Raw genomic sequence first — 16,690 nt, forward strand, 5'->3', positions numbered from 1 at the left:
AGATGGAATGCGATCACTGTAGGCGCGGCCTCGTGCCGCGAAAGGGCCGCAAGGCGGCCCCGGCAATTCCTGCGGCGAAGCTGAGACCTTGGGGGCGCTTCGCACCCCTTTCGCGACACGAGGCCGCTCCTACAAAAAGCGCACTGTGTTTCGCTTGTTAGAAGGTGACGCCGGATACCAGGGCGATGTTGCTGTAGGGCTGGCACTCGCCGGTGCGCACGATCGCCCGGGCACTGCGCGACAGCACCTTGAAATCCTCATGGCTCAGCCATTCACGCTTGCCCAGCTTGCCCTTCAGGCGCTCGATTTCGACCAGCGCCGGCGGCACCACCTTCTGCATCTCTTCGGCCAGCACATGCCGCTCCACCTGCAGCTCGCTCAACACCGCGCGCAGCACGCTGGCAAAATCCGGTACGCCCGCCGTCAGCGCCAGGTCGATCAGCTCGACACCCGGCGGCACCGGCAAGCCGGCATCGCCGATCACCAGGATGTCCCCATGCCCCATCCCGGCGATGGTCCGCGACAGCGCAACGTTGAGCAGCGTGGTCTTTTTCATGGCGTCAGCTCCGCCAGATAAGGAATCGACGGCTGGGCGCCGGCACGGGTGACGGACAACGCGGCAGCACGCTGGCCGAACGCAATGGCCTCGCCTTCCCCCTTGCCCTGCACCAGCGCCGCGGCAAAACCGCCGATGAAGGTGTCACCCGCCGCCGTGGTATCCAACGGCTGCACCTGCGGCGCCGGGAAATGCTGGCTACCGTCACGGCTGACGAACAAGGCGCCTTGCGCCCCCAGGGTGACGATCACCTTGCCGGCACCCAGTTGCAGCAAACGCTCGCCCGCGCGGCGGGCACTCTCAAGGTCGTTGACCGGCGTCCCGGTCAGTGCCTCGGCTTCGCTCTCATTGGGGGTGAGGTAGTCGACATGGGCAAACCAGCTAGCCGGCAGCGGGCCAGTGGCCGGCGCCGGGTTGAGGATTACCTGCTTGCCCAGCTCATGCCCTCTGGCAAGGGTCCAGGCCACGGTCTCGGCCGGTACTTCGAGCTGGCAGATGATCACCTCGGCCGCCTGCAGCAAAGCATCGAAGCGCTGCACCGACTCGGGCGTCAGCAACCCGTTACCGCCAGGAATGATGACGATGCAGTTCTGGCTGGCAGCGTCCACGGTAATCAGCGCCACGCCACTGGACACACCCGGGCACACGCTGACCGCCTGGCAGTCGATGCCCTCCACTACCAGCGCCTGGCGCAACTGCTGACCGTAGGCGTCATCGCCGACATTACCCACCATTGCCACACGGCCACCCAGGCGCGCCACTGCCACCGCCTGGTTGGCACCCTTGCCGCCCGGCACGGTGAAAAAACACTCCCCAGCCAGTGTTTCACCGGGCCGCGGCAGCCGCTGGGCGCGGGCCACCAGGTCCATGTTGAGGCTCCCGACCACCACTACCTTGGCATTCATGGCGCAAATTCCTTAGCGGTAATCATTGAACAGGTCCGGGCGCGGCCCGGTGGATTCGCGCAGCACAATGCGCGGGGCGACGATGCGCTGCTCGGCGGCATCGCACCGCGGCGTGGCGATACGGGACAGCAGCAAGGCAGCAGCGCTTTCGCCAAGCTCGCGAATCGATTGGCCGACCGTGGTCAGCGGCGGGTACACATAGCGACTCAGCTCGATGTCGTCGAAGCCGATCACCGACAGTTCGCCCGGTACGCTGATGTTTCGCTCGGCAGCGGCGCGCAACACACCGAAACCGATCATGTCGTTGCCGGCGAAGATCGCCGTCGGGCGCTTGCCATCGAGCAGCTGCACGGCGGCGGCATGGCCGCCCGGGCTGGTGAAGTCGCAATGCAACACCCTGCCTGCCAGCACCTCAACCTCAGCTTCAGCCATGGCCTGGTGGAAGCCGCGCAGGCGCAACTGCGTGACACCCGTCTCGGCGGGGCCGCCGATATAGGCGATGTCGCGATGGCCCAGCTCCAGCAGATGACGGGTCGCCAGGTAGGCACCGTGCTCATGGTCGATGCGCACAAGGTCGGCATCGACACCCTCCAGCTCGCGGTCGACGATGACCATCGGCGTGCGCACGCCGGCCAGGCTCTGCAGCAGGTCGGCGTCCTCGCCCACCGACGCCACCACCAGGCCGTCGATGCGCTTTTCCAGCAGCACGCGCAGGTAGCTGCGCTGCTTTTGCGGGTTATCGTCTGAGTTACAAAGGATCACGCAGTAGCCGTTGCGCTCACAGGCATCCTCGATGCCTCGGGCCAGTTCGGCGAAGTACGGGTTGATGCTGTTGGGTACCAGCAGGCCGATGGTGGCCGTGCTGCGCGCCTTCAGCGAGCGCGCCACGGCGCTGGGCACGTAGTCGAGCTCAAGGATGGCCGCCTCGACCTTGAGCCGTACCTGCTCGCTGACCGGGCGGGTCTTGTTCAGTACATGTGACACCGTGGTGTAGGAGATGCCCGCACGGGCCGCGACGTCTTTGATGGTTGCCATGATGTCAGTTCCGCCGGCCTGCACGCCGGCTTCGATAAGTGTCGAGCACCACGGCGATGACGATCACCGCCCCGGTGATGATGCGTTTGGTAGGTTCCGACGCGCCGATCTGCGCCAGCCCTGCGGCCAGCACGGAGATGATCAGCACACCGAACAAGGTACTGATGACCGAGCCGCGCCCGCCCATCAGGCTGGTGCCGCCGATCACCACGGCGGCGATCACCTGCAGCTCGAGGCCGGAGCCGGCGTTAGGGTCGGCAGCTTCCAGGCGCGAAATCTGAAACAGCGCAGCCAGCCCGGCGAGCAGCCCCATCAGGGCAAACACCAGCACCTTGTACGGGCGCGGGTCGATACCGGCCAGGCGCACGGCCTCTTCGTTGGTGCCGATGCCAATCAGGTAACGGCCGAACACGGTGCGGGTCAGCACCAACTGGGCCACCACGATCACCAGCAAGGCGATGATGAAAGCCGGCGAGATGCCGAATGCCACGGGGTTGGAAAACCAGGCGTAGGCGTCGCCGATATAGGCAGTACGCGAGTCGGTGAACTGATAGGCCAGGCCGCGAGCCATCTCCAGCACACCGAGCGAGACGATGAACGAAGGGATGCGCCAGGCCACTGTCACACCGCCGGTGATACTGCCGGCCAGGGCGGCGACGGCCATGCCGAGCAAGGCTGCGGGTAGCACACCCCAACCCCAGCCGAGGATCGCCACACTGACCGTGGATGCCGCCAGGGCCAGCACCGAACCGACCGACAGGTCGATGCCGCCGATGATCAGCACGAAGGTCATGCCCACGGCCAGCACCATCAGGTCTGGGATCTGGTTGGCCAAGGTACTGAAGGTGGCGTACGACCAGAAGTGGCTGCTCAGGAACGAGAACAGCACAATCATCGCCAGCAATGCACCGGCCAGGCCCAGGTAGGTGCCCAGGCCGTAGTAGCTACCGCTGCGGCGCACGGGTGCGCCGCTCGGGGTGTCGAGGGGTGTGGTCTTCATGCATCCATCCTGGGCGCTGCTTCGTGCAGCAAGGCATCACGTTTTTGATAGCCGGCGAAGGCGGCAGCCAGGAGCTGGTCCTGGCTCCAGTGTTCACGGTCGAAGGTATCGATCAGGCGACCGGCAGAGAGCACGGCGATGCGGTCGCAGATCAGCATCAGCTCGCGCAGGTCGCTGGACACCACCACCAGGGCCTTGCCCTGGCGCGCCAGTTCAGCCAGCAGGCCATAGATGTCGAATTTGGCGCCGACGTCGATGCCACGGGTAGGCTCGTCGAACAGCAGCACCTGGCAGTCGCGTTCCAGCCACCGACCGATCACCACCTTCTGCTGGTTGCCGCCAGACAGCTCGCCAACCACCTGTGCCGGGCTGGCACTGCGGATGCGCATGGCGCTGATCTGGCGTTCAGCCAGGGCCCTTTCCGCGTCGCTGTCGAGTACGCCAGCACGCGACACTGCAGGCAGATTACCGAGGGCGATGTTGGCGCTGATCGATTGCGTCAGCAGCAGGCCCTCGCCCTTGCGGTCTTCGGTGATCAGGGCAATACCGGCCTTTACGGCAGCCTTGGGCGAATCGATGGACACCGCTTTGAGTGGCTGGCCGATCTCGATGCTGCCGCTGTCGGCCCGGTCGGCACCGTAGATCAGCCGCAGCAGCTCGGTGCGCCCGGCGCCGATCAGCCCAGAGACGCCGAAGATCTCCCCTGCCCTGACCTGCAGCGACACATCACGCACCTTGTCGCCGCGGCACAGTTTGTCGACCTTGAGCAACGGCGCGCCAATGCTGCGCCGACCCAGGTCGATATGTTCGCCCAGCTCGCGCCCGACCATCAGGTTGACCAGTTCGGCGCTGCTGTAACGCTGAATGGGTTCGTCGCACACCCGCTGGCCGTCGCGCAGCACGACGATGCGCTGGGCCACGCGCTGCAACTCCTCCAGGCGGTGGGAGATGTAGACGATGGCCACGCCGCGCTGGCGCAGGCGCTCAATCTGCGTGAACAGCAGCTCCACTTCGCGGGCGGTGAGCATTGCCGTAGGTTCGTCGAAAATCAGCACATGGCAGTCGCCAATCAGGTTGCGGGCGATCTCGACCATCTGCTGATGGCCAATGCCCAGCTCGCCAACCGGGGTGTCTGGGTCGATGGCCTCCAGGCCGACCTGGGCCATGGCAGCCGTGGCCAGCTGGCGCAGGCGCTTCTGGCTGATCCAGCCGAAGCGGCTGGGCAGGTTGTCGAGGAACAGGTTTTCCGCCACGGTCAGGGTCGGCAGCAAGTTGAGCTCCTGCATGACCATGCGCACGCCGAGGCGCTCGGCCTCGCTGCGGCTGGTGGGCGCGTAAGCCTGGCCGCGGTAGGTCATGTGCCCGGTGGTGGGCGTTTCCAGGCCACAAATGAGCTTGGACAGGGTGCTCTTGCCCGCGCCGTTCTCGCCGGTCAGCGCCAGCACTTCACCGGCGCGCAGGGCCAGGCTGACCTCCGCCAGCACTGGCTGGGCGTAGCTTTTGCCCAGCGCGCTGGCGGCAAGCACCACTTCATTGGCCGAAGCAGACATGGCCACTTCTCCTGCTGGGGTCAGGGCTGGGTGATGAGTTCGACCGGGGTCTGGATGACGTTGTCGGCGTCCACGTCCGGCTTCTCGCCCTTGAGCACTTTCAGCGCTGCCTGGATACCGTACACCGCCTGTTGGCTAGCGGCCTGGTCGAGGGTGGCGAGCACGCGGCCATCCTTGAGCATCGGTTTGATGGCATTGATGTTGTCGTAGCCGACCACCTGCACCTGGCCTGCCTTGCCGGCGGCACGCACGGCCGAGACGGCGCCCAGGGCCATGCTGTCGTTACCGGCCAGCAGCGCCTTGAGGTCAGGGTATTCGTTGAGCATGGAAGCGGCGACGGCATTGCCCTTGTCGATCTCCCAGTTGCCGGACTGCACCGAGACGATCTTCATCTTCGCGGCGTCCATTGCATCCTTGAAGCCAGCGGTACGCTGCTGGGCGTTGGTGGTGGTCGGCACGCCCTCGATGATGCCGACCTGGTCACCGGCCTTGAGTTTTTCCTTGGCCAGGTAGTCGCCCACCATGCGCGCGCCTTTGCGGTTGTCGGGGCCGACGAAGGGCACGCTGATGCCCTTGCTCTTGAGCAGTTCAGGGTCCAGGCGGTTGTCGATGTTGATGACGATGACGCCCTGGTCCATGGCCTTCTTCACCGCCGAAACCAGCGCCTTGGAGTCGGCCGGCGCGATCACCAGGGCCTTGGCGCCCGAGTTGACCATCTGCTCGACGATGCGGATCTGTTCACCGGTATCGGTTTCGTTCTTGATGCCGTTGGCAACCAGGTCGAAATCGCCAGGGTGGGCTTTCTGGTAGTCCTTGGCGCCGTCTTCCATGGTACGGAAGAATTCGTTGGCCAGTGACTTCATCACCAGCGCGACCTTGGGTTTTTCCTCTGCGTGGGCGGCAGACAGCGGCATGGCGAGGGACAGCGAGGACATGACGGCGAGCGCCAGCAGACGACCGGGGAACGGCAGCTTCATGAAAGATGACTCCGAATCTTGTGATTTTTATCGGATCGCAAACGTTTGCGTTGCGTAACTATGGAAACAAGACCTGGTTTTGTCAAATCCGTTTCGCTTGCGGGGTCAAGACGCTGCTGGTGCAGATTATCCGGAATTTTTCCGAAAAACCGAACACCTTTTCCTATGCTTGTTCGGGGTTCCGAATGGAATACGCCCTTGTAGGTGCGGCCTTGCGTCGCGAAAGGGCCGCAACGCGGCCCCGGCAATTCAAGCGGCGAAGCTGAAATCCTGGGGCGCTTCGCACCCCTTTCGCGACGCAAGGCCGCTCCTACACACCTGGCCGCATAGGAGTGGTACGAAACCTGCCTACGCACTTGTGCGACACAGCAACCACCTCATCAGGAAGAGAGAGAACAATAATTATGAATGCTGCACTGAAGTCCTTCGCCCCCAGCGCCCTGGCGCTACTGCTGATCCTGCCCGCCACTGCCTCGGCGAAGGAAGCCGAAACCCAACAGAAACTGGCCAACGTGGTCATCCTCGCCACCGGCGGCACCATTGCCGGCGCCGGCGCCAGCGCTGCCAACAGCGCCACCTACCAGGCCGCAAAGCTCGGCGTCGACAAGCTGATTGCCGGCGTGCCGGAACTGGCCGACCTGGCCAATGTGCGCGGCGAGCAAGTGATGCAGATTGCCTCCGAAAGCATCACCAATGACGATTTGCTGAAACTGGCCAAGCGCGTCGCCGAGCTTGCCGACAGCAAGGACGTCGATGGCATTGTCATCACCCATGGCACCGACACCCTGGAAGAAACCGCCTACTTCCTGAACCTGGTGGAGAAGACCGACAAACCGATCGTGGTAGTTGGCTCGATGCGCCCAGGCACGGCGATGTCTGCCGACGGCATGCTCAACCTGTACAACGCCGTGGCGGTGGCCAGTGACAAGCAATCGCGCGGCAAGGGCGTGCTGGTGACCATGAACGACGAGATCCAGTCGGGTCGCGATGTGAGCAAGTCGGTAAACATCAAGACCGAAGCCTTCAAGAGCGCCTGGGGCCCGATGGGCATGGTGGTGGAAGGCAAATCGTACTGGTTCCGCCTGCCAGCCAAGCGCCACACTACCCAATCAGAGTTCGACATCAAGCAGATCAGCAGCCTGCCGCAGGTGGACATCGCCTACAGCTACGGCAATGTCAGCGACACGGCCTACAAGGCGCTGGCGCAGGGCGGTGCAAAAGCGATCATCCATGCCGGTACCGGCAATGGCTCGGTGTCGTCACGGGTAGTGCCGACGCTGCAGGAGCTGCACAAGAACGGCGTGCAGATCATTCGCTCTTCCCACGTCAACCAGGGTGGTTTCGTGCTGCGTAATGCCGAACAGCCTGATGACAAGTATGACTGGGTGGTGGCGCATGACCTGAACCCGCAGAAGGCACGGATCCTGGCGATGGTGGCGATGACCAAGACCCAGGACAGCAAGGAGCTGCAGCGGATCTTCTGGGAGTACTGATTCTGGTATGACGTGGGCTGGTGCGCTGCTTGCCCCGGCCCTTTCGCGGCTACAGCCGCTCCTACAGGTACCGCATAACCCTGTGGGAGCGGCTTGCCCGCGAAGAATCCAGCACCGAGCCAGTTGCGAAATATTTTACCTTGAAATACTGTACGCACATACAGCACAACAAGGAATCGCCCCCGTGGCCAGCACCGACTCCGCAACCGCAAGCAGCTATCAACAACTGGGCCTGCGTATCCAGAAGATCATCAACAACCCCCTCGCCCAGCGCAGCCGCGCCGCACTGATCTTCCGCCAGGAACACGAGTCGCCCGATGACTGGGAAACCCTGCTCGAGGAAATCGCCGAGAACGACAACGTCACCCTCGCCCACCGCGACGATGGCGGCGTGCAGATCTTCTGGACCGTGCCGAAGGAAGATTGAGGCTCAGGCCAGCGCCTGCAGGTAGGCACTGGCCTCGCGGTAACGGGCCAGTCGCGCCAGGTCGGCAGGGCCAGGAACGGGTATGCGCGAGAGATCACTGTTGTCGGCCAGGTCGGCCAGCTTGACGGTACGCGCCAGCGGGTCGCTGCCCAGGCGCACGACGAAGTCATGGTAGCTCTCGCCCTGATGCCGGCTCAGGGCCAGCAAGGCGGCGAGAATCTTCAGGGGAAAGCCCTCTCGGGCCAGATCGGAAACGGTCAGCGTCGTATCTTCGATCACGTCATGCAGCACTGCGACAATGCGCTGCTCTGGCGTGCTGACCCGCATCATCACCCGCAGCGGGTGCAGGATATAAGCCGCTCCACCCTTGTCGTATTGCCCTTCATGTGCTCTGGCGGCCACAGCAATGGCCCGCTCCAGCGTAGACATGAGGCCCTCCCCCGTTTGGCTTGTCTCAGGCCAAGCATAGCCGGGGAAGACTACAGATAACAGTTAGCGCTGCGCACCATGCTGGATGACGACCGAATCGGTACCCAGCTTGGCCATCACCTCAGCCCTGCGCGCGTCGGCTTCAGCCTTGCTCGGGAACGGCCCCATCAGCACTACCGGTTTGCCGTCGCGGTATTCGACCGAGGACGGGATACCCTTCTCGATAAGGCGTGCGGTCATGTCGCTCAGCGCGCCCATGTTGGCACCCTGGATCACTTCGACATCCCACCCTTCAGGTGCAGGCTGACCCGCCAGCGCTTCGGCGCGACGCTGCAGATCGGCACCGCCGCAATACTCCCGGATGCGCAGGTTGTTGCCGCCGTCATCGACGATGATTTCGTATTGGCCATCGGCACCTTTGATTGCCACGTAGCTGCGGTAAGCCTCGTACTGGCCAGCATCGTCCTTGCCGCGGACCTGGCCGCAGATGGTGCCCTTGGTGTCGATCCGCACGTTGCCGAACTTGGCGGTCTTGGGGTTGTGCAGGTGCTCGGCCACCTGCTTGTGCACACCCTCGACCTCGTTCTCACAGCCCGCCAGGGCCAGCACTGCCAATACCACTGCCAGTTTGCGCACGCGTGTACCTCCAGATTCGAAGGGGCGGATTCTACCACGGCCGCCCAGGGCACCGCCCGCGACCAAAGGTTACACGCTGCTTCGAGGGGCAATTCAGAATGCAAAAAGGGCGACCCTTTCGGATCGCCCTTTCTGATGCCCGGAAACCGGGGCTTTGTTTGGTAGGCACAATTGGACTCGAACCAACGACCCCCACCATGTCAAGGTGGTGCTCTAACCAACTGAGCTATGTGCCTGTCGTGTGGTGCGCATATTAGTGATCGAATGCGTACCTGTAAAGCGTTTTTTTCAAAAAAATCAAAAACTTTCAGAAACCTGCGGGCGCCGATACCCGCCACCTGGAATGCGCCCATAATGCAAAAAGGGCGACCCTTGCGGATCGCCCTTTCTGATGCCCGGAGACCGGGACTTTGTTTGGTAGGCACAATTGGACTCGAACCAACGACCCCCACCATGTCAAGGTGGTGCTCTAACCAACTGAGCTATGTGCCTGTCGTGTGGTGCGCATTCTACGCATTCCAAAAACCCTGTCAACACTTTTTTTCGCGCTAACTCACTGAATCTTAAACTGTTTATAGAGAAGGGCCGGCTGGAGGCCAGTAAAGGATTTTCAACAGACGACTAGCGGGTGTTTATTATTATTGATAGCATCGGTACATTCGTTAAAAATATAAAACACAGAGGTTTCTGCAGCATGGCTAACACCCCCTACCCCCAGTCCTACTACGCCGCCTCGGCCAACCCGGTGCCGCCACGTCCGGCGCTGCAGGGTGAGGTGGAAACCGATATCTGCATCATTGGTGCCGGCTACACCGGCCTGTCCAGCGCGCTGTTCCTGCTGGAAAACGGCTTCAAGGTGAGCATCGTCGAAGCGGCCAAGGTCGGCTTCGGCGCATCGGGCCGCAACGGTGGCCAGATCGTCAACAGCTACAGCCGCGACATCGACGTCATCGAACGCACTGTCGGCCCCAAGGAAGCACAGTTGCTGGGCAAGATGGCCTTCGAAGGCGGCCGTATCATCCGTGAGCGCGTGGCCAAGTACAACATCCAGTGCGACCTGAAGGACGGTGGCGTATTCGCCGCCCTGACCAGCAAGCAGATGGGCCACCTGGAGTCGCAAAAGCGCCTGTGGGAACGCTTCGGCCACACCCAGCTGGAGCTGATGGACCAGAAGCGCATCCGTGAAGTGGTCGCCTGCGACAACTACGTGGGCGGCATGCTGGACATGAGCGGCGGCCACATCCACCCGCTGAACCTGGCCCTGGGCGAAGCGGCCGCGGTCGAATCGCTGGGCGGCATCATTTATGAGCAGACCCCGGCCATCCGCATCGAGCGTGGTGCCAATCCGGTGGTGCACACCCCGCAAGGTAAGATCCGCGCCAAGTTCATCATCGTTGCCGGCAACGCCTACCTGGGCAACCTGGTACCTGAGCTGGCGGCCAAGTCGATGCCATGCGGCACCCAGGTGATCACCACCGAACCGCTGGGCGATGAACTGGCCCGCACCCTGCTGCCGCAGGACTACTGCGTGGAAGACTGCAACTACCTGCTCGACTACTACCGCCTGACCAGCGACAAGCGCCTGATCTTCGGCGGTGGCGTGGTGTACGGCGCGCGCGACCCGGCCAACATCGAAGCGATCATTCGCCCGAAGATGCTCAAGGCCTTCCCGCAGCTGAAGAACGTCAAGATCGACTACGCCTGGACCGGCAACTTCCTGCTGACCCTGTCGCGTCTGCCCCAGGTCGGCCGTATCGGCGACAACATCTACTACTCGCAGGGTTGCTCGGGCCACGGCGTGACCTACACCCACCTGGCGGGCAAGGTGCTGGCCGAGGCGCTGCGTGGCCAGGCCGAACGTTTCGACGCCTTCGCCGGCCTGCCGCACTACCCGTTCCCGGGTGGCCAGATGCTGCGTGTACCGTTCAGCGCAATCGGCGCCTGGTACTACAGCCTGCGCGATCGCCTGGGCTTCTGATATAAGCAGGCCCAAGCTCTTAGCGGGTAAACCCGCCCCCACAGGGACCGCACAAGGTTCAAAACCAGTGCAGTACTTATGGGCGCGGGTTTATCGAGGCGTCGAACCGCCGCGAAAGGGCCGGCACTGACAACACTATTTGTTCAGGCTACGCACGGCTTGTTTTGCCGCAACCTCCTGGCCCGCCCGGGCCAGTTCGTCGGCAGCCTGCAGCCAACGCTGGCGGTCCACCTGGGCCGGCAGCTGGCGCGGCGGCTGCACCAGCACTGCCCAACTCCCCTCCTTCGCCCACGCCGAGGCAAAGTCGTCGAACGCCATCAGCTGACGCCGATGCATCCCCGAGCGCAGCAGCACGCGCTTCTTGAAGCTGTCATAGCCGATCAGCACCGCATAACGCGGTTCGCTCCACCACGCCGAGCCTTCCTCGTAACGCAACAGCACCGGATTGCCAGCAGCCACCTGGGCCAGCAAGGCATCCAGCTGCTTGTCCAGCGGGTACACGACCATACCGTACTCACGCGCCACACGCGGGATACTGGTTTCCAGCGCCTCGACCCCCTTCGGCAGGTTCAGCGGCTTGTCCAGCAACCCCGGGGTAATCGGCGCGCCTTGCTGCGACAGTAGCGCGGCCAGGGCCATCGCCCCGCTGTGGTTGGCATTGCCGCGGTAGAACGGCACGCTGCTGATTTCGACCCGCTGCGGCATGCCCTTGAGGCTGGCAGGTGGTGCGCTGGCACAACCGCCCAGGGTCGCGGCCACCAGGCAGGCGGCCAACAGCTGACGTGGGATGGTCAACCAGCTCTTGCAGGAATGTTGCTCCATGGACACTCGCTTGTTCCGATGCCAGGCAGGCAGCGCCCGGCTCTGGCCACCGATCATAGGGCGCTGCGTTGCGCGGGTATAGTCCGACAAGAGAACGGAACCAATCGGCTTAAGCAATCAACCTTTGGTCAATGGAACGTCACGGGCGGGCAGCTAGACTAAAGCAGTGTCTGGAGGGCAAACCTCAGGTTGCCCAAGAGAAGGAGGCACACATGAGCCTGACCATGGCAATCCTCATGCTGGTAGGTATGTGGCTGAGCGTCGCGGCCGCCATGCTGTGGGGTGTTCTGCGTATCGTGCGGCGTCATTCCCAGCATCACCACCTGCCACCGCAGGCCCCGGCCAAGGCGCAGCCTGTACGCAGGGCACGGCGGCATGCCGGGGTGCATTGAGGTTTCTTCACCTGTATGCGAACGGGGCGCAAAGAGCGCCCCGTTTTTTTTTACATCAGCCTTCAGCTGCTTCGCGCTTGAGCCGCGCCCGGCGAGCCAGGATGTTGAGGATCTCGATCACCGTCGAGAAGGCCATCGCCGCATACACATAACCCTTCGGTACATGGGCGCCAAAACCTTCGGCGATCAGCGTCATGCCGATCATGATCAGGAAGCCCAGGGCCAGCATGACCACTGTCGGGTTGTCGTTGATGAAGTTGGCCAGCGGGTCGGCAGCGACCATCATGACGATCACGGCGGTAATCACGGCAATGATCATGATCGGCAGGTGCTCGGTCATGCCCACGGCGGTGATGATGCTGTCGACCGAGAAGACGATGTCCAGCAGCAGGATCTGGAAGATCGCTGCAGCGAAGCCCAGGGTAACCGTGGAAGAGACCTTGGCTTCTTCCTTGGCACCGTGCGGGTCGACGTTCTCGTGAATCTCTTTGGTGGCCTTCCACAGCAGGAACAGGCCGCCGGCAATCAGGATCACGTCCTTCCAGGAGAAGGCGTTGCCGAACACCTCGAACACCGGGTCGGTCAACTGCACGATCCAGGCCACGGTGCTGAGCAGGGCCAGGCGCATGACCAGGGCCATGCTGATACCGATACGGCGTGCCTTGGAGCGGTACTCCACCGGCAGTTTGTTGGTCAGGATCGAGATGAAGATCAGGTTGTCGATACCCAGTACCACTTCCATGGCCACCAGGGTAGCCAGGGCGACCCAGGCGGTAGGGCTAGCGGCGAGTTCCAGCAAGTATTCCATTGTTCAAATCCTGCAGCGGCGGTTAGGGTCAGATTTCCTGGGTGTGTGCTTTCTTTTCGGCATCCTTGGGCTTGTGGCCCTCACTGCCGATGGCCTCGCTCAATGCCTGCTGGGCGGCCTTGTTGGTGTCATCGATGGCTTGCTTGGCCGACTGCGCGGCCTGGTCGAGCATCTGCTGGGCAGACTTCTCGGCCTGGTCGCAACCGGCCAGGGTGAACAGCGCCAGGGCCAGCACCAACGGTGTGCCAATGGATTTGAGATGCAGCATGGTGTCCTCGCTTGAAAAATCCCGGCGGCGCGTAGCGCCATGGGGTCGCATTCTAAAGACGCCAATACCTCAGGAAAATTCGTATTTTCAGCGTGTATACTTCGGTTTTTTCGAATCGGGACCTGCGTTCGTGCTCAACTACCGCCAGCTCCACTACTTCTGGGCCGTGGCCAAGACCGGCAGCATCGCCCGCGCCAGCGAACAGCTGAACCTGACCCCACAGACCATCAGCGGGCAGATCAGCCTGTTCGAACAGACCTACGGGCTGGAGCTGTTCCAGCGCGTCGGCCGGCAACTGGAGCTGACCGAGACCGGCCGCCAGACTCTGGTCTACGCCGAGCAGATGTTCCAGATCGGCGGCGAACTGGAGGCCATGCTCAGGGCTGGCCCGCAAGAGCAGATCCTGTTTCGCGTGGGGGTGGCCGATGTGGTGCCGAAGTCGATCGTCTATCGCCTGCTGGCACCGACCATGGAGCTGGACGAGGTGCTACGCATCAACTGCCGCGAAGACAAGCTCGAACGGCTGCTGGCAGACCTGGCGATCCAGCGCCTGGACCTGGTGATTTCCGACAGCCCGATGCCTAGCCACCTGGATATCAAGGGCTACAGCCAGAAGCTCGGCGAATGCGGCCTGAGCTTCTTCGCTACCCCGGCCCTGGCCAGGCAGCATGCCGGCCCCTTCCCTGCCTGCCTGCAGGATGCTCCGCTGTTGATTCCCGGCCCGGAAACCGTGGTGAGCAGCCGCCTGCTGCGCTGGCTGGGCGAGCAACAGGTGCAGCCGAGGATTGTTGGCGAGTTCGATGACAGCGCACTGATGCAGGCGTTCGGGCAGTCGGGCAGTGGCGTTTTCGTCGCGCCCAGCGTAATTGCAGAGGAAGTGTGCCGCCAGTATGGCGTCGAGTTGATTGGCCAGACCGAGGCGGTGCATGAGTCGTTCTATGCCATTTCGGTGGAGCGCAAGGTCAAGCACCCGGGGATCGTGGCGATTACCGAGGGGGCACGGCGGGAGCTGTTTCATTGGTAGTGGTGGCGCCCCGACTTGCCCGCGAAGAGGTCAGACCTGCCCACCAAGGGTCTATGGTAAAATCGCGCCCTTTATGCAAACGCCGAGATACCGCTGTACATGACTCCTGTTTTCCGACTCCTCAACCGCACCAGCCTGGTGACCCAGATCGTCATCGGCCTGGTCGCCGGCATCGCCCTGGCCCTGCTGGCACCTGCCATCGCCCGTGACCTGGCATTCCTCGGCAAAGTGTTCGTCAGCGCCCTCAAGGCGGTCGCGCCGGTGCTGGTGTTCATCCTGGTCATGGCGTCGATCGCCAACCACCGCCACGGCCAGGAAACCCACATCCGCCCGATCCTCTGGCTGTACTTGCTGGGTACCTTCGCCGCCGCCGTGGTGGCTGTGGTCGCCAGTATGCTGTTCCCTTCGCAGCTGGCCCTGAGTACCGGCGAAGCGACGCTCAGCGCGCCGGGCGGCATCGCCGAGGTGATGCAGAACCTGCTGCTTAGCGCAGTCGACAACCCGGTCAACGCCTTGCTCAATGCCAACTTCATCGGCGTGCTGACCTGGGCCATCGGCCTGGGTGTGGCCCTGCGCCACGCCGGCGAAACCACCCGCACCGTGGTCGAGGACCTGTCCAATGGCGTGACCCTGATCGTGCGGGTGGTCATCCGCTTCGCCCCACTGGGCATCTTCGGCCTGGTCAGCTCGACCCTGGCCCAGGCTGGCTTGAGCGCCCTGCTCGGCTACCTGCACCTGCTGGGGGTGCTGATCGGCTGCATGCTGTTCGTGGCGCTGGTGATGAACCCGCTGATCGTGTTCTGGAAGATCCGCCGCAACCCTTACCCACTGACGTTGCTGTGCCTGCGCGAAAGCGGCATCACCGCGTTCTTCACCCGCAGTTCAGCGGCCAACATTCCGGTCAACCTGGCACTGTCGGAGCGCCTGGGGCTGCATGAGGACACCTATTCAGTGTCGATCCCGCTGGGCGCGACCATCAACATGGCAGGCGCAGCGATCACCATCACCGTGCTGACCCTGGCGGCGGTGCATACGTTGGGCATTCCAGTCGACTTGCCGACCGCCGTGCTGCTGAGCGTGGTGGCGGCGGTTTGTGCCTGTGGTGCCTCGGGTGTGGCCGGCGGGTCGTTGCTGCTGATTCCGCTGGCGTGCAGCCTGTTCGGCATCCCCAGCGAGATAGCCATGCAGGTGGTGGCGGTGGGCTTTATCATCGGCGTGCTGCAGGATTCGGCAGAGACGGCACTGAATTCGTCGACCGATGTGCTGTTCACAGCGGCGGCCTGCATGGCTGAAGATCGTCGCAGCAGTTGAGCTAGCCGGGGCCGCCATGCGGCCCCAATTGCCTTACCTCGCGGCATTACCTACGCTAGTGGCCTTTCCCCAGTAATGAGACAGGGCCATGTCAGAACACGAAACCGCAGGTGAAGGCCGCTTCAGCAGCATCGAGATCCGCATTCTTGGCGCGCTGATCGAGAAGCAGGCCACCAGCCCGGAAAGCTACCCGCTGACCCTCAACGCCCTGGTCCTGGCCTGTAACCAGAAGACCAGCCGCGAGCCGGTGATGAACCTCACCCAGGGGCAGGTCGGCCAGGCCCTGCGCGCCCTCGAAAGCCAGGATATGACCCGCCTGCAAATGGGCAGCCGCGCTGACCGCTGGGAGCAGCGGGTGGACAAGGCCCTGGAGCTGGTACCGGCGCAGCTGGTACTGATGGGCCTGATGTTCCTGCGCGGGCCACAAACCCTCAACGAACTGCTGACCCGCAGCAACCGCCTGCACGACTTCGACGACACCGAACAGATCCAGCACCAGCTCGAGCGCCTGATTTCCCGCGGCCTGGCCCTGCACCTGCCACGCCAGGCCGGGCAACGGGAAGACCGCTATACCCACGCTCTCGGTGACCCGGCGGAAATCGAGGCGATTCTGGCGGCGCGCCAGCAGGAAGGCGGTGCTCGCAGCAGTGGCACCAGCGTATCGGAAGAGCGTATCGAAGCGTTGGAAGCGCGAATCGCCGCGCTGGAAGCACGCCTGGCCGAGCTGGAAGGCTGAAGCCGCTACTGCTCAGGGTCGGGGAAGTTGCGACAACTCTTGCGCTCGGCCAGCTCCCGCTCTGTCGGGCGCTGGTCGACGAACACGGTGCGGCCGTCGGCGTAGATCTCGAGGTAGCCCCAGTGCAGGTCCTGCTCTTTTTGCCCGGGCTTGGGGGGGACTAGCCACCAGGGTTCGCGGCTGATCAGGGTCATGGGTCAGGTTCCTGAGGGTGTCTGCAGTAATCATAGACACCCTCAGTTTTTGCATTGCTGGTACCGGCCCTTTCGCGGCTAAAGCCGCTCCTACAGGGGAATCACCGCCCATAAGGCGTGCGCTGTACCTGTGGGAGTGGCTTTAGCCT

The 16,690-nt window shown here is 63.2% G+C and carries 19 protein-coding genes and 2 tRNA genes; 7 read left to right on the forward strand and 14 right to left on the reverse strand.

Annotated features, from left to right (window positions below):
- Positions 1-157 precede the first annotated feature (157 nt).
- The 6 genes from rbsD to APH27_RS22595 are packed head-to-tail and all read right to left on the reverse strand — an operon-like array spanning position 158 to position 6,023.
- Complete coding sequence (gene rbsD / locus APH27_RS22570; protein ID WP_060485954.1) at positions 158-556, reverse strand: D-ribose pyranase; 399 nt, start codon at positions 554-556, stop codon at positions 158-160.
- Positions 553-1,461, reverse strand: coding sequence for a ribokinase (gene rbsK, locus APH27_RS22575; protein ID WP_060485955.1), 909 nt, complete (start codon positions 1,459-1,461; stop codon positions 553-555). The genes rbsD and rbsK overlap by 4 nt, the downstream gene beginning before the upstream one ends.
- A 12-nt stretch (positions 1,462-1,473) precedes the next feature.
- A complete protein-coding gene (locus APH27_RS22580; RefSeq protein ID WP_027920511.1) occupies positions 1,474-2,496 on the reverse strand; it encodes a LacI family DNA-binding transcriptional regulator in 1,023 nt (340 codons plus the stop codon).
- A gap of 4 nt (positions 2,497-2,500) precedes the next feature.
- Positions 2,501-3,496 (reverse strand): ABC transporter permease, encoded by a 996-nt coding sequence (locus tag APH27_RS22585; protein WP_027920512.1) that lies wholly within the window; start codon positions 3,494-3,496, stop codon positions 2,501-2,503.
- Positions 3,493-5,046 carry a sugar ABC transporter ATP-binding protein gene (locus tag APH27_RS22590; RefSeq protein WP_027920513.1) on the reverse strand — a complete coding sequence of 518 codons (1,554 nt, stop codon included), beginning with the start codon at positions 5,044-5,046 and terminating at the stop codon, positions 3,493-3,495. The genes APH27_RS22585 and APH27_RS22590 overlap by 4 nt, the downstream gene beginning before the upstream one ends.
- A 20-nt stretch (positions 5,047-5,066) precedes the next feature.
- Positions 5,067-6,023, reverse strand: coding sequence for a sugar ABC transporter substrate-binding protein (locus APH27_RS22595; RefSeq protein WP_027920514.1), 957 nt, complete (start codon positions 6,021-6,023; stop codon positions 5,067-5,069).
- A 404-nt stretch (positions 6,024-6,427) separates the two neighbouring features.
- On the opposite strand from APH27_RS22595, the gene APH27_RS22600 reads away from it, so the two are divergent.
- Together APH27_RS22600 and APH27_RS22605 are read left to right on the forward strand one after the other, a co-directional pair.
- A complete protein-coding gene (locus APH27_RS22600; protein WP_027920515.1) occupies positions 6,428-7,516 on the forward strand; it encodes an asparaginase in 1,089 nt (362 codons plus the stop codon).
- A gap of 184 nt (positions 7,517-7,700) precedes the next feature.
- Positions 7,701-7,943 (forward strand): DUF1654 domain-containing protein, encoded by a 243-nt coding sequence (locus tag APH27_RS22605; protein ID WP_027920516.1) that lies wholly within the window; start codon positions 7,701-7,703, stop codon positions 7,941-7,943.
- 3 nt (positions 7,944-7,946) lie between these two features.
- Here APH27_RS22605 and APH27_RS22610 read toward each other — a convergent pair whose 3' ends face one another.
- The 4 genes from APH27_RS22610 to APH27_RS22625 all read right to left on the reverse strand — a co-directional run bounded on the left by APH27_RS22610 (position 7,947) and on the right by APH27_RS22625 (position 9,500).
- A complete protein-coding gene (locus APH27_RS22610; protein WP_027920517.1) occupies positions 7,947-8,372 on the reverse strand; it encodes a GTP pyrophosphokinase in 426 nt (141 codons plus the stop codon).
- A 63-nt stretch (positions 8,373-8,435) separates the two neighbouring features.
- The gene (locus APH27_RS22615; protein WP_027920518.1) at positions 8,436-9,008 is read right to left on the reverse strand and encodes an SPOR domain-containing protein; all 573 of its coding nucleotides are present in this window, start codon (positions 9,006-9,008) and stop codon (positions 8,436-8,438) included.
- 159 nt (positions 9,009-9,167) lie between these two features.
- Positions 9,168-9,244: transfer RNA gene (locus APH27_RS22620), tRNA-Val, on the reverse strand.
- A gap of 179 nt (positions 9,245-9,423) precedes the next feature.
- Positions 9,424-9,500: transfer RNA gene (locus APH27_RS22625), tRNA-Val, on the reverse strand.
- A gap of 202 nt (positions 9,501-9,702) precedes the next feature.
- Here APH27_RS22625 and APH27_RS22630 point away from each other — a divergent pair.
- Positions 9,703-10,986 (forward strand): FAD-binding oxidoreductase, encoded by a 1,284-nt coding sequence (locus APH27_RS22630; RefSeq protein WP_027920519.1) that lies wholly within the window; start codon positions 9,703-9,705, stop codon positions 10,984-10,986.
- Between the two features lie 135 nt (positions 10,987-11,121).
- Here APH27_RS22630 and APH27_RS22635 read toward each other — a convergent pair whose 3' ends face one another.
- Positions 11,122-11,865, reverse strand: a complete 744-nt coding sequence (locus APH27_RS22635; protein ID WP_027920520.1) for a peptidase C39 family protein — start codon at positions 11,863-11,865, stop codon at positions 11,122-11,124.
- Between the two features lie 155 nt (positions 11,866-12,020).
- Between APH27_RS22635 and APH27_RS22640 the strand changes: the two genes are divergently transcribed.
- Positions 12,021-12,200 carry a hypothetical protein gene (locus APH27_RS22640; protein ID WP_027920521.1) on the forward strand — a complete coding sequence of 60 codons (180 nt, stop codon included), beginning with the start codon at positions 12,021-12,023 and terminating at the stop codon, positions 12,198-12,200.
- A 55-nt stretch (positions 12,201-12,255) separates the two neighbouring features.
- Here APH27_RS22640 and APH27_RS22645 read toward each other — a convergent pair whose 3' ends face one another.
- Positions 12,256-13,008 carry a TerC family protein gene (locus tag APH27_RS22645; protein WP_016391529.1) on the reverse strand — a complete coding sequence of 251 codons (753 nt, stop codon included), beginning with the start codon at positions 13,006-13,008 and terminating at the stop codon, positions 12,256-12,258.
- Positions 13,009-13,036: 28 nt separating this feature from the next.
- Entirely contained in the window at positions 13,037-13,276 is a 240-nt protein-coding gene (locus APH27_RS22650) for a hypothetical protein (protein ID WP_027920522.1), read from the reverse strand.
- A gap of 130 nt (positions 13,277-13,406) precedes the next feature.
- Here APH27_RS22650 and nhaR point away from each other — a divergent pair, with 130 nt between their 5' ends.
- The 3 genes from nhaR to APH27_RS22665 all read left to right on the forward strand — a co-directional run bounded on the left by nhaR (position 13,407) and on the right by APH27_RS22665 (position 16,347).
- Complete coding sequence (gene nhaR / locus APH27_RS22655; protein WP_027920523.1) at positions 13,407-14,300, forward strand: transcriptional activator NhaR; 894 nt, start codon at positions 13,407-13,409, stop codon at positions 14,298-14,300.
- A 99-nt stretch (positions 14,301-14,399) separates the two neighbouring features.
- The gene (gene sstT / locus APH27_RS22660) at positions 14,400-15,611 is read left to right on the forward strand and encodes a serine/threonine transporter SstT (protein WP_027920524.1); all 1,212 of its coding nucleotides are present in this window, start codon (positions 14,400-14,402) and stop codon (positions 15,609-15,611) included.
- Between the two features lie 88 nt (positions 15,612-15,699).
- The gene (locus APH27_RS22665; protein WP_027920525.1) at positions 15,700-16,347 is read left to right on the forward strand and encodes a YceH family protein; all 648 of its coding nucleotides are present in this window, start codon (positions 15,700-15,702) and stop codon (positions 16,345-16,347) included.
- Positions 16,348-16,352: 5 nt separating this feature from the next.
- Here APH27_RS22665 and APH27_RS22670 read toward each other — a convergent pair whose 3' ends face one another.
- Positions 16,353-16,541 carry a hypothetical protein gene (locus tag APH27_RS22670; protein ID WP_027920526.1) on the reverse strand — a complete coding sequence of 63 codons (189 nt, stop codon included), beginning with the start codon at positions 16,539-16,541 and terminating at the stop codon, positions 16,353-16,355.
- Positions 16,542-16,690: the final 149 nt, after the last annotated feature.

It is taken from the genome of Pseudomonas sp. NBRC 111123 (assembly GCF_001320205.1).
Lineage (GTDB): Bacteria > Pseudomonadota > Gammaproteobacteria > Pseudomonadales > Pseudomonadaceae > Aquipseudomonas > Aquipseudomonas putida_J.

Coding starts and splice junctions, on each gene's coding strand:
- rbsD (WP_060485954.1), bottom strand. CDS start 556: ATGAAAAAGACCACGCTGCTCAACGTTGCGCTGTCGCGGACCATCGCC.
- rbsK (WP_060485955.1), bottom strand. CDS start 1,461: ATGAATGCCAAGGTAGTGGTGGTCGGGAGCCTCAACATGGACCTGGTG.
- APH27_RS22580 (WP_027920511.1), bottom strand. CDS start 2,496: ATGGCAACCATCAAAGACGTCGCGGCCCGTGCGGGCATCTCCTACACC.
- APH27_RS22585 (WP_027920512.1), bottom strand. CDS start 3,496: ATGAAGACCACACCCCTCGACACCCCGAGCGGCGCACCCGTGCGCCGC.
- APH27_RS22590 (WP_027920513.1), bottom strand. CDS start 5,046: ATGTCTGCTTCGGCCAATGAAGTGGTGCTTGCCGCCAGCGCGCTGGGC.
- APH27_RS22595 (WP_027920514.1), bottom strand. CDS start 6,023: ATGAAGCTGCCGTTCCCCGGTCGTCTGCTGGCGCTCGCCGTCATGTCC.
- APH27_RS22600 (WP_027920515.1), top strand. CDS start 6,428: ATGAATGCTGCACTGAAGTCCTTCGCCCCCAGCGCCCTGGCGCTACTG.
- APH27_RS22610 (WP_027920517.1), bottom strand. CDS start 8,372: ATGTCTACGCTGGAGCGGGCCATTGCTGTGGCCGCCAGAGCACATGAA.
- APH27_RS22630 (WP_027920519.1), top strand. CDS start 9,703: ATGGCTAACACCCCCTACCCCCAGTCCTACTACGCCGCCTCGGCCAAC.
- APH27_RS22635 (WP_027920520.1), bottom strand. CDS start 11,865: ATGATCGGTGGCCAGAGCCGGGCGCTGCCTGCCTGGCATCGGAACAAG.
- APH27_RS22640 (WP_027920521.1), top strand. CDS start 12,021: ATGAGCCTGACCATGGCAATCCTCATGCTGGTAGGTATGTGGCTGAGC.
- APH27_RS22645 (WP_016391529.1), bottom strand. CDS start 13,008: ATGGAATACTTGCTGGAACTCGCCGCTAGCCCTACCGCCTGGGTCGCC.
- APH27_RS22650 (WP_027920522.1), bottom strand. CDS start 13,276: ATGCTGCATCTCAAATCCATTGGCACACCGTTGGTGCTGGCCCTGGCG.
- sstT (WP_027920524.1), top strand. CDS start 14,400: ATGACTCCTGTTTTCCGACTCCTCAACCGCACCAGCCTGGTGACCCAG.
- APH27_RS22665 (WP_027920525.1), top strand. CDS start 15,700: ATGTCAGAACACGAAACCGCAGGTGAAGGCCGCTTCAGCAGCATCGAG.
- APH27_RS22670 (WP_027920526.1), bottom strand. CDS start 16,541: ATGACCCTGATCAGCCGCGAACCCTGGTGGCTAGTCCCCCCCAAGCCC.